The sequence below is a fragment of the Citrobacter sp. Cpo147 genome, from assembly GCF_030332405.1.
GTDB lineage: Bacteria > Pseudomonadota > Gammaproteobacteria > Enterobacterales > Enterobacteriaceae > Citrobacter > Citrobacter portucalensis.
In genome coordinates this window covers 24,444-34,794 of the sequence record NZ_JAOWHX010000037.1, presented here as the reverse complement: position 1 = coordinate 34,794, position 10,351 = coordinate 24,444, and the positions used below count along the sequence as shown (strand labels likewise).

At 54.2% G+C, this 10,351-nt stretch carries 8 protein-coding genes and 1 rRNA gene; 3 read left to right on the top strand and 6 right to left on the bottom strand.

Annotated elements, in window-relative coordinates; genetic code table 11:
* Window positions 1-12: 12 nt before the first annotated feature.
* A 16S ribosomal RNA gene (locus OGY06_RS18020) occupies window positions 13-1,554 on the bottom strand.
* 624 nt (window positions 1,555-2,178) lie between these two features.
* On the opposite strand from OGY06_RS18020, the gene purH reads away from it, so the two are divergent.
* A complete protein-coding gene (gene purH / locus OGY06_RS18015) occupies window positions 2,179-3,768 on the top strand; it encodes a bifunctional phosphoribosylaminoimidazolecarboxamide formyltransferase/IMP cyclohydrolase (RefSeq protein WP_003826795.1) in 1,590 nt (529 codons plus the stop codon).
* 15 nt (window positions 3,769-3,783) lie between these two features.
* Window positions 3,784-5,073, top strand: a complete 1,290-nt coding sequence (gene purD / locus OGY06_RS18010) for a phosphoribosylamine--glycine ligase (RefSeq protein ID WP_003826797.1) — start codon at window positions 3,784-3,786, stop codon at window positions 5,071-5,073.
* Here the strand turns inward: purD and zraR are convergent.
* Both zraR and zraS read right to left on the bottom strand, forming a co-directional pair.
* Window positions 5,070-6,395 (bottom strand): sigma-54-dependent response regulator transcription factor ZraR, encoded by a 1,326-nt coding sequence (gene zraR / locus OGY06_RS18005; RefSeq protein ID WP_286605828.1) that lies wholly within the window; start codon window positions 6,393-6,395, stop codon window positions 5,070-5,072. The two genes, purD and zraR, sit on opposite strands and share 4 nt — an antisense overlap.
* Before the next feature lie 5 nt (window positions 6,396-6,400).
* Complete coding sequence (gene zraS, locus OGY06_RS18000; RefSeq protein ID WP_286605826.1) at window positions 6,401-7,786, bottom strand: two-component system sensor histidine kinase ZraS; 1,386 nt, start codon at window positions 7,784-7,786, stop codon at window positions 6,401-6,403.
* Between the two features lie 264 nt (window positions 7,787-8,050).
* Between zraS and zraP the strand changes: the two genes are divergently transcribed.
* Window positions 8,051-8,506, top strand: a complete 456-nt coding sequence (gene zraP / locus OGY06_RS17995; RefSeq protein WP_137378126.1) for a zinc resistance sensor/chaperone ZraP — start codon at window positions 8,051-8,053, stop codon at window positions 8,504-8,506.
* Between the two features lie 61 nt (window positions 8,507-8,567).
* Here the strand turns inward: zraP and OGY06_RS17990 are convergent, their stop codons facing one another.
* The 3 genes from OGY06_RS17990 to OGY06_RS17980 all read right to left on the bottom strand — a co-directional run bounded on the left by OGY06_RS17990 (window position 8,568) and on the right by OGY06_RS17980 (window position 10,321).
* On the bottom strand, window positions 8,568-9,260 hold the full coding sequence (locus OGY06_RS17990) for a DUF1481 domain-containing protein (RefSeq protein WP_032945667.1): 693 nt from the start codon (window positions 9,258-9,260) through the stop codon (window positions 8,568-8,570).
* Between the two features lie 11 nt (window positions 9,261-9,271).
* A complete protein-coding gene (hupA, locus tag OGY06_RS17985; RefSeq protein ID WP_001044509.1) occupies window positions 9,272-9,544 on the bottom strand; it encodes a nucleoid-associated protein HU-alpha in 273 nt (90 codons plus the stop codon).
* A 186-nt stretch (window positions 9,545-9,730) separates the two neighbouring features.
* Complete coding sequence (locus OGY06_RS17980) at window positions 9,731-10,321, bottom strand: YjaG family protein (RefSeq protein ID WP_003842015.1); 591 nt, start codon at window positions 10,319-10,321, stop codon at window positions 9,731-9,733.
* Window positions 10,322-10,351 lie beyond the last annotated feature (30 nt).

The following is a 10,351-nucleotide window of genomic DNA, read 5'->3' as shown; positions in this document are numbered from 1 at the left end:
GGTTCTTTAAGGTAAGGAGGTGATCCAACCGCAGGTTCCCCTACGGTTACCTTGTTACGACTTCACCCCAGTCATGAATCACAAAGTGGTAAGCGCCCTCCCGAAGGTTAAGCTACCTACTTCTTTTGCAACCCACTCCCATGGTGTGACGGGCGGTGTGTACAAGGCCCGGGAACGTATTCACCGTGGCATTCTGATCCACGATTACTAGCGATTCCGACTTCATGGAGTCGAGTTGCAGACTCCAATCCGGACTACGACATACTTTATGAGGTCCGCTTGCTCTCGCGAGGTCGCTTCTCTTTGTATATGCCATTGTAGCACGTGTGTAGCCCTACTCGTAAGGGCCATGATGACTTGACGTCATCCCCACCTTCCTCCAGTTTATCACTGGCAGTCTCCTTTGAGTTCCCGGCCTAACCGCTGGCAACAAAGGATAAGGGTTGCGCTCGTTGCGGGACTTAACCCAACATTTCACAACACGAGCTGACGACAGCCATGCAGCACCTGTCTCAGAGTTCCCGAAGGCACCAAAGCATCTCTGCTAAGTTCTCTGGATGTCAAGAGTAGGTAAGGTTCTTCGCGTTGCATCGAATTAAACCACATGCTCCACCGCTTGTGCGGGCCCCCGTCAATTCATTTGAGTTTTAACCTTGCGGCCGTACTCCCCAGGCGGTCGACTTAACGCGTTAGCTCCGGAAGCCACGCCTCAAGGGCACAACCTCCAAGTCGACATCGTTTACGGCGTGGACTACCAGGGTATCTAATCCTGTTTGCTCCCCACGCTTTCGCACCTGAGCGTCAGTCTTTGTCCAGGGGGCCGCCTTCGCCACCGGTATTCCTCCAGATCTCTACGCATTTCACCGCTACACCTGGAATTCTACCCCCCTCTACAAGACTCTAGCCTGCCAGTTTCGGATGCAGTTCCCAGGTTGAGCCCGGGGATTTCACATCCGACTTGACAGACCGCCTGCGTGCGCTTTACGCCCAGTAATTCCGATTAACGCTTGCACCCTCCGTATTACCGCGGCTGCTGGCACGGAGTTAGCCGGTGCTTCTTCTGCGAGTAACGTCAATTGCTGCGGTTATTAACCACAACACCTTCCTCCTCGCTGAAAGTACTTTACAACCCGAAGGCCTTCTTCATACACGCGGCATGGCTGCATCAGGCTTGCGCCCATTGTGCAATATTCCCCACTGCTGCCTCCCGTAGGAGTCTGGACCGTGTCTCAGTTCCAGTGTGGCTGGTCATCCTCTCAGACCAGCTAGGGATCGTCGCCTAGGTGAGCCGTTACCCCACCTACTAGCTAATCCCATCTGGGCACATCCGATGGCAAGAGGCCCGAAGGTCCCCCTCTTTGGTCTTGCGACGTTATGCGGTATTAGCTACCGTTTCCAGTAGTTATCCCCCTCCATCGGGCAGTTTCCCAGACATTACTCACCCGTCCGCCACTCGTCACCCAAGGAGCAAGCTCCTCTGTGCTACCGTTCGACTTGCATGTGTTAGGCCTGCCGCCAGCGTTCAATCTGAGCCATGATCAAACTCTTCAATTTAAAAGTTTGATGCTCAATGAATTAAACTTCGTAATGAATTACGTGTTCACTCGTTGAGACTTGGTATTCATTTTTCGTCTTGCGACGTTAAGAATCCGTATCTTCGAGTGCCCACACAGATTGTCTGATAAATTGTTAAAGAGCAGTTGCGACGCGCTTTAGCGCTCTGTCGCGAGGTGGCGTATATTACGCTTTCCTCTTTCAGAGTCAACCTTCATTTTCAGGTTTTTCTCTTCAACCGAACCGGCTGTTTGTGTGAAGTGATTCACATCCGCCGTGTCGATGGAGGCGCATTATAGGGAGTTTCCTGCGGCCCGCAACCCTTAAATGACAGAAAAATGACTGACTGCTGCATTCCACAGCGAAACCCCGCCTTATACCCATTTACACACAGAGTTATCCACAAACCACACGATCGTTTCTACGATCCTCTCGTTATATCAGCCTCCTTCAACAGAAAAAGAAGAGGTCAAAATCGAAAATTAAAAATTCGCGAGCGTTGCGCAAACGTTTTCGTTACAATGCCCCCGCAAAACAAGGATGCCCCGTAAGGGGCGTTAGCTGAGTTTTTAGCCAAGAATTCACCTAACGCTCTCTGTAATAGTCAAATCCAGGGGATTTACCATGCAACAACGTCGTCCAGTCCGCCGCGCTCTGCTCAGTGTTTCTGACAAGGCCGGTATCATCGAATTCGCTCAGGCACTTTCCACACGTGGTGTGGAGCTGCTGTCTACAGGTGGCACTGCGCGCCTGTTAGCGGAGAAAGGTCTGCCAGTGACCGAAGTTTCCGATTACACCGGCTTCCCGGAAATGATGGATGGACGCGTGAAGACCCTACATCCGAAAGTCCACGGCGGCATTCTTGGTCGTCGCGGTCAGGATGACGGAATTATGGAACAGCACGGTATCGCCCCTATCGATATGGTGGTTGTAAACCTGTATCCATTCGCCGAGACCGTCGCCCGTGAAGGCTGCTCGCTGGAAGATGCGGTAGAGAACATTGATATCGGCGGCCCGACCATGGTGCGTTCCGCTGCCAAGAACCATAAAGACGTAGCGATCGTTGTGAAGAGCAGCGACTACGACGCCATTATTAAAGAGATGGATGCCAACGAAGGCTCCCTGACTCTGGAAACCCGCTTTGACCTCGCGATTAAAGCCTTCGAACACACCGCCGCCTACGACAGCATGATTGCCAACTACTTCGGCAGCATGGTTCCGGCTTACCACGGTGAGAGCAAAGAGGCCGCCGGGCGTTTCCCGCGTACGCTGAACCTGAACTTTATTAAGAAGCAGGATATGCGCTACGGCGAGAACAGCCACCAGCAGGCTGCCTTCTATATAGAAGAGAATGTTAAAGAAGCGTCCGTTGCCACCGCACAGCAGGTACAGGGCAAAGCGCTTTCCTACAACAACATCGCAGATACCGACGCGGCGCTGGAGTGCGTGAAAGAGTTCAGCGAGCCAGCCTGTGTGATCGTTAAGCACGCTAACCCGTGCGGCGTGGCGGTAAGTACCTCTATTCTCGACGCTTACGACCGCGCCTATAAAACCGACCCGACCTCCGCGTTCGGCGGCATCATCGCTTTCAACCGCGAACTGGATGCCGAAACCGCGCAGGCAATTATCTCCCGTCAGTTCGTGGAAGTGATCATCGCCCCGTCCGCAACCGAAGACGCACTGAAAATCACCGCCGCCAAACAGAACGTTCGCGTTCTGACCTGCGGTCAGTGGGCACAACGTGTACCGGGCCTCGACTTCAAACGCGTTAACGGCGGTTTGCTGGTTCAGGACAGGGATCTGGGGATGGTGAGCGAAGGCGAACTGCGCGTGGTGTCCAAACGTCAGCCGACCGAGCAAGAGCTGCGCGATGCACTGTTCTGCTGGAAAGTCGCCAAGTTCGTGAAATCCAACGCCATTGTTTATGCCAAAGAGAACATGACTATCGGCATAGGCGCAGGCCAGATGAGCCGCGTGTACTCCGCAAAAATCGCCGGGATTAAAGCGGCTGACGAAGGTCTGGAAGTGAAAGGCTCTGCAATGGCCTCTGACGCCTTCTTCCCGTTCCGCGATGGTATTGATGCTGCCGCCGCCGTTGGCGTGAGCTGCGTTATCCAGCCCGGTGGTTCTATCCGTGATGACGAAGTCATTGCCGCTGCCGATGAACACGGTATCGCGATGATCTTTACCGACATGCGCCACTTCCGCCATTAATCCACGGAGCAGACGATGAAAGTATTAGTGATTGGCAACGGCGGGCGCGAGCACGCCCTGGCCTGGAAAGCCGCACAGTCCCCGCTGGTTGATACCGTTTTTGTCGCACCGGGTAACGCCGGTACCGCACTGGAGCCCGCGTTGCAGAACGTGGCTATCAGCGTCACCGATATTCCAGCTCTGCTGAGGTTTGCCCAGAACGAGAAAATTGACCTGACCATCGTCGGCCCGGAAGCGCCGCTGGTGATTGGCGTAGTCGATGCGTTCCGCGCCGCTGGCCTGAAGATCTTCGGGCCAACCGAAGGTGCTGCACAGCTGGAAGGCTCCAAAGCCTTCACCAAAGATTTCCTCGCCCGTCACCAGATCCCGACGGCAGAATATCAGAACTTCACTGAGATTGAGCCAGCGTTGGCCTATCTGCGTGAGAAAGGCGCGCCGATCGTCATCAAAGCCGACGGTCTGGCCGCCGGTAAAGGCGTTATCGTGGCGATGACGCTGGAAGAAGCTGAAGCCGCCGTTCATGACATGCTGGCAGGTAACGCTTTTGGCGATGCGGGCCACCGTATCGTTATCGAAGAGTTCCTCGACGGCGAAGAAGCGAGCTTTATCGTAATGGTCGACGGCGAGCACGTGCTGCCGATGGCCACCAGCCAGGACCACAAACGCGTAGGCAACGGCGACACTGGCCCGAACACCGGCGGTATGGGTGCTTACTCACCAGCGCCGGTGGTAACTGATGAAGTGCATCAGCGCACCATGGAACGCATTATTTGGCCAACCGTAAAAGGTATGGCGGCGGAAGGGAATACCTACACCGGTTTCCTGTACGCGGGTCTGATGATCGACAAACAGGGCAATCCGAAGGTTATCGAGTTCAACTGCCGCTTCGGCGATCCGGAAACCCAGCCGATCATGCTACGCATGAAATCGGACCTGGTGGAGCTTTGCCTGGCTGCCTGCGACGGCAAGCTGGATGAGAAAACCTCCGAGTGGGACGAGCGCGCCTCGCTGGGTGTCGTTATTGCTGCCGGAGGTTATCCGGGCAACTACAACACCGGAGATGAGATCCACGGTCTGCCGCTGGAAGAAGTAGAAGACGGAAAAGTGTTCCATGCAGGCACTAAACTCGCCGAAGACGATCGCGTGCTGACCAGCGGCGGTCGCGTGCTGTGCGCCACCGCCCTGGGTCATACTGTGGCTGAAGCGCAGAAACGCGCTTACGCCCTGATGACCGACATCCGCTGGGATGGCAGCTTCAGCCGTAACGACATCGGCTGGCGCGCCATTGAACGCGAGCAACGCTAACGCGAAATTTTCGCCAGCAGCGTTTTACGCGTAATGCCTAACTGACGGGCGGCTTCCGTTTTATTGCCGCCCGTTTTTTCCAGCGCCGCCAGAATCACCTCTTTTTCGACATCCACCAGCGGTTGGATCTCGCCACTGAATTCCGTTTTTATCGGCGTCGCGGCAATCGCCATCGGCAGCTCGCGTTCGGAAATATATTCCCCCGTCAGCAGCACCACCGAGCGCTCAATCGCATTTTCCAGTTCACGAATATTGCCCGGCCAGTCGTAGTGGATCAGCAGATCCATCGCCTGCGGAGTAAAGCCTTTCACCACTTTACGGTTACGCGCGGCAAAACGCTGGAGAAAATGTTCGGCTAGCAGCGGAATATCTTCCCGGCGCTGGCACAGCGCTGGCATTTCAATGGTGACGACGTTCAGGCGATAATAGAGATCCTGACGAAAGCGCCCGGCGCTGACTTCTTCCGCTAGATCGCGATGCGTAGCGGCGATCAGCCGGACATCAACCGCAATAGTCTGATTGCTACCAACGCGCTGCACTTCTCGCTCCTGGATAGCCCGCAGCAGGCGCACCTGCATCAGCGGTGAAATATCACCGATTTCATCAAGAAATAACGTGCCGCCATCGGCTTCCACAAAGCGCCCTTCCCGCCGTTTATCCGCCCCGGTAAACGCCCCTTTCTCGTGACCAAAAAGTTCGGACTCCAGCAGCGATTCATTAAGCGCCGCGCAGTTGAGCGTCACCAGTGGTTTATCGAGACGGGCGCTGCTGGCATGCAGCGCCCGGGCCACCAACTCTTTACCCGTGCCGGAGTCTCCGTGAATGAGCACCGTGGCATCCGAGGGCGCAACCATCGCGATTTCATTGAGCAACTTCTGCATCGCCGGACTGCTGCCAATCATGCCAAACTGCGCAGCCGACGCCGATGGCAGTTCAGCGCCCGTTTCCCGCGTATGCGCCAGCGCCTTTTCCAGCGTCTCCTGCAGACGGTCAAAATCCAGTGGTTTGATTAAGTAGTCCAGCGCCCCGGTTTTAAGCGCCTCGACGGCGGTCTCCACGCTGGAGAACGCCGTCATGATCAAGACCGGAATCGCCGGATTCAGCGCTTTAATCTCTTTCAGCGTTGCGATGCCGTCCATCTCCGCCATGCGTACATCACACAGCACTAAATCAAATACGCGTTCGCGCACCTGTTCCAGCGCCGCTCGCCCGCTATAGGCCAGCGCGACCTCATAACCCCAGCCGCGCAGCAGCGCCTGTAAAATGGTGCAGTGGCTGATATCGTCATCTACCACCAGAATATTGATTTTTCCGCGCGTCATCCTTGTTAATCCTGTTGTTTCGCTTTGGTCGGCAGCCAAAGGGTAAAGGTCGCGCCTTTGCCCTCAACGCTTGCCACCTGAATGGTGCCACCGTGCTGTTCGATAATGTTCTGCACTACCGCCAGCCCGAGGCCGGTTCCGTCAGCTTTGGTCGTATAGTAAGGCGTAAAAATGGCCTCCAGCTGTTCCGCCGCAATCCCCTTCCCAGTATCGGTAACCACAATTTTAACGCGTTCGCCGCTGCTTTCATTCGCTTCAACCGTAATCGTGCCCTGACGACCAATCGCATGAATGGCGTTCAGATACAGATTCAACAAAACCTGAGTCAGTCGGTCGGGATCGGCCTGGATAGCGGGCAGCGTACAATTGGCCGAAAAGCGGAGCTGGATTTCCCGGCTTGCCGCATCCTGACTCACCAGGTGTAATGAGTGGGTGATAACCTCATTGAGATCCACCTGTTGCAGCGTCAGATGTGCAGGTTTCACCAGCTCCAGCAACTCGCTCACCACCCGATTTAAACGATCCGCCTCTTTCGCCATCACCTGTGCCAGCTCATGCGACTCGCCTCCTGCCGGGGTTCGCTCGGCAAAATACTTCGCTAACCCTTTGATCGATGAAAGCGGGTTACGAATTTCATGTGCCACCCCAGCAGCAAGATGACCAAGTGCTAACAGTTTTTCTTTACGCTTCATCGCATCCTGGAGTTCTTTGTACGAGCGCTGATAGCGCTGATACCAGAAGAACGTCAGCACGGTGGCCAGCAACACAGCCGCCAGCGCAGACAGGACTATCAGTGTGTTACGCCACTCCCTTGCCTGAGTCGCTGTCAGATCGCTGGCATCAAAGGCGATAAATATGGTTTGTGCTGGGGAGATAAGCTGCCCGTCATTGCTGGCACAGCGCGCCATGCCGTGGCGTCCTGGACCATACATCGGCTGAAACTGGCGATAAATTTCCAGTGCTGGCGTTTTTTCACCATCCCTCGCTGGAATTTCAATATTCCGCCAGCTTTCTTGCTCCCCAGGACTAAGCTGTCGCAGGACATCCGATGAATAGAGCGTTTTGCCGACCATCGCGGAATTGCTGTGGGTAATAATGACACCATGCTCATCGACGACAGCAAACCATAGCACGCCAGGTTGTACGGCCATTTCCTCCAGTAGCGTCTGCTGCTGGGCATGATGCATACGCATCCCCATGCCTACGCGCGTACCAGACTCCAGAGCGCGAATAAGCACACTGCCTTTTTCCAGTAGCGTTTGCCGTGCGGCGCCACTTTCCCGCCCATAGTCCCGAATGGTCATAATCGAAAACCAGCCGACCAAAATCAGGATTGCCGCCAGCAAGAGTCGGCTCAACCACTTTGCCACCGTATCCTTATAAAGACGCATACGTTCTCCCTTCACCCCGCCAGTTCCTTTCATCGTTGCAGGTATACAGCAGAAATCATGCCATTTTTTCCCCCTGATAACCCTGCCCTCAGACACAAACAGCTGAAAGTAACGGGTAAAAATGACCCACAGGCGCGTTCTGGCGAGTCATTTTTACTCGTTTTCCTGCAAAGACAGCGAGTACAACGCCCGCAGGACTGGGATTGCCGCTTTGGCACGGAAGATGCAAAAGGAAATGTAAGCTAACCAACAGGAGAACGAACGATGAAACGGAACAACAAACTGGCACTGATTGCACTTTCTCTTATCGCACTTGGCTCCACCCCAGTACTGGCACAGAATCACTGGGGATATGGTGATGGAATGCAGCAACGGGGCGGTACCCCAATGACCGCTGAGCAGCAGGCTGCTGCACAGAAAATCTATGATGATTATTATTCCCAGACCAGCGCGTTGCGCCAACAGCTGACATCTAAACGTTATGAGTACAATGCACTATTAACGGCCAGCTCGCCGGACACGGCAAAAATTAACGCCGTTGCAAAAGAGATGGAAGCGTTGAATCAGTCTCTGGACGAGCAGCGCGTTAAACGTGATGTCGCAATGGCGCAGGCTGGCGTGCCACGTGGCGCGGGAATGGGCTACGGCGGATGCGGCGGTGGCGGTGGCGGTGGCGGTAACCATCGCGGCGGCGGCCATATGGGAATGGGTCACTGGTAAAAGACTTAATGCCTGATGACGCTATACGGATCAGGCCTGCTGATTTCCCGTATTCAGGTTTTCAGAAAGTTTTGGCTGTAGGCTGCCAGTGACAAAAATCTTCATTGGCGACCAGCAGTAGCTGCGACCCTTCGGGCGCTTCCAGCCATGCCACACTCACCTCTACGGATGAATGTCTCTGGCGGCGCTCGATATGGTTTATCGCCCACGATTCCAGGTCTGGCTTCAGCGTTTCACCTTCACAGGTTGTGACTGTGTTATCCGCATGCCAACGTCCCTGACGCAATATCACCCGTCCCTGACGCAGCGCATCGCTGGTCTGGCGAATTTGATCGGCACGATAGCGGTAAAGCGCGATTTGATCGCTGGAAAGCTGCTGCTTTTGCCCGTCGACTTCACGCTGCATGAAGCTCAGTTCGCCCCGGTCATCGAAGCGTATACGGACATGTTCAGCCGGTTTACTGTAAACGTTGAGTTCTATCAGAGAGAGCGAATCACCCTGCCAGCGGTATTCACTGGTAGTAGTTTCGCCTTTACGCCACGGACTAAATACCGAGAGCAAGTGAACATCGTCACCGGAGTCTTTACGCCAAATGCGTACCGCCCCCTGATCGCCAACATAGCCGCTGGCCGTGAAAGGAGGAAGCTCAGAATGGCTACCGCAGGCAGACAGTAACAGAACACCTGAAAGCCAAAGCGTATGACGCCAGATGGACAAAAGGGGCGAAACCGCCCCTTCGTTAAAACTGTTCACTGCCACGCGAATTACTTAACCGCGTCTTTCAGTGCTTTACCAGAAACAAATGCCGGTACGTTAGCTGCGGCGATTTTGATTTCTTTACCGGTCTGCGGGTTGCGGCCAGTGCGCTCAGCACGGTGGTTCACTTTGAAGGTACCGAAACCAACCAGTTGTACAGCATCGCCTTCTTTCAGAGACTCAGTAATAGCAGCCAGAGTGGATTCCAGAGCAGCTTTAGCCTGTGTTTTAGACAGTTCTGCTTTGTCTGCAATTACATCAATCAGTTGAGTCTTGTTCATAAGTTATCCTTACAATGTGTTTATCGCTTGCTAAGCATCGAGTGCGACGGAAATGCCAGAAAAGCACTCTCCTGCATACACGCACCGATAGCCACTTTTTTTCGCCCCCCAAATGTAGACCAGACCGGGGGCGGATGGGAAGCCTTCAGGCACGACAAATCAGGCGTTAAATCACGTTTTGTGGTGTCATTGCTGAAAATTTATACCAATATTGCTCTCGCCAGCCTCGCGCAGGTCTGCACGCAGCCCTTTTATCAGCTCAATATCGCGTTCTTCACAGTCGGCTAAAAGTCGGAAAATTTCCCACTGAATATCCCATTCTTGCTCAACGGCAGGGTTCTCTTTGAGCTCTTCATCGGTCATTTCGCGACCAGCCTGAGTCATTTCCAGCATCGCAACCGTCGTAATCGAAGCCTTACTAACTTCGATTGCATGCTCCAGCGTTTCACCGCTAAGACGCGAATGCATCAGTTCGCTTAATGCCACACAAGCATCAATCGCCGGATAAACACCGTACAGATCGTAATCGTCTGCAGAAGGAATGGCCTCTTCAAACTTTTCCAGCTGGCTGTCGAAATTGATTTTCGCGTCTTTAACCGTCAGCGCTTCCCAAATCAGATCCAGAATTCGGCGGTAAATCTGTCCATCGCCAAATTCAGTTTGCTTGCAGAACATGGCGTAGTTTGGGTACATGCGTTCGCACAGACAAGCCATAAACGTGACGTGCTGCCAGCTTTCCAGCTTCTCCAGACGCAGGTGAATCGGATTTTGTAACATGATGAGTTCTCAAATACGGAAATTAGCCGC

Coding starts and splice junctions, on each gene's coding strand:
- purH (WP_003826795.1), top strand. CDS start 2,179: ATGCAACAACGTCGTCCAGTCCGCCGCGCTCTGCTCAGTGTTTCTGAC.
- purD (WP_003826797.1), top strand. CDS start 3,784: ATGAAAGTATTAGTGATTGGCAACGGCGGGCGCGAGCACGCCCTGGCC.
- zraR (WP_286605828.1), bottom strand. CDS start 6,395: ATGACGCGCGGAAAAATCAATATTCTGGTGGTAGATGACGATATCAGC.
- zraS (WP_286605826.1), bottom strand. CDS start 7,786: ATGCGTCTTTATAAGGATACGGTGGCAAAGTGGTTGAGCCGACTCTTG.
- zraP (WP_137378126.1), top strand. CDS start 8,051: ATGAAACGGAACAACAAACTGGCACTGATTGCACTTTCTCTTATCGCA.
- hupA (WP_001044509.1), bottom strand. CDS start 9,544: ATGAACAAGACTCAACTGATTGATGTAATTGCAGACAAAGCAGAACTG.
- OGY06_RS17980 (WP_003842015.1), bottom strand. CDS start 10,321: ATGTTACAAAATCCGATTCACCTGCGTCTGGAGAAGCTGGAAAGCTGG.